1 protein-coding gene is annotated in these 560 nt (G+C 54.8%); it reads left to right on the top strand.

Annotation, left to right across the window (positions count from 1 at the left end; genetic code table 11):
- The coding region (locus ACFO8Q_RS23810; RefSeq protein ID WP_380029867.1) for an IS1634 family transposase at window positions 1–560 on the top strand (560 nt) is incomplete at both ends.

Genomic DNA, 560 nt, shown 5'->3' with positions numbered 1-560 from the left:
GGCTCCGAGCAAACCCGCTCGGCATCGGTTACGATGCTGAAATCTCAAGCCCTTGGCGGCACGTGGTTGCTCGATCAACTCTGGAAGAAGCTTGGCGTTGGACAAGCGATCCTCAAACGTTTGGCAGACCGGGAGTATCGCATGCCGGTGGAACGCGCGATCTTCGCTATGGTCGCCAATCGTGTCCTTGATCCCGGCAGTAAGCTCGCCATCGAAGACTGGGTCGACCGCGAAGTCGTGATTCCCGGGTTGCCGACTTTCGAGGTCCAGCACGGCTATCGGGCGATGGACTTTCTCCTGGAGTCAGATGAAATCATTCAACGTGAAGTGTTTCATACGGTAGCGGATTTGCTGAACCTCGAAGTCGATCTGTTGTTTTTTGATACGACCTCCACGTATTTTGAGACCGAAGAATCGGAAGAAGACGATTTTCGGAAAACCGGATATTCCAAAGACCATCGTCCTGATCTTCCGCAGGTCGTCATCGGCTTTGCCGTTACGCGTGAAGGCATCCCGATCCGCTGCTGGGTGTGGCCGGGCAACACGTCGGACATGAACGT

The organism is Effusibacillus consociatus (assembly GCF_042652925.1).
In the GTDB taxonomy this organism is placed as follows: Bacteria; Bacillota; Bacilli; order Tumebacillales; family Effusibacillaceae; genus Effusibacillus; species Effusibacillus consociatus.
Note: the sequence above shows the minus strand (reverse complement) of the source record. Positions and strands in the feature narration are given on the sequence as shown.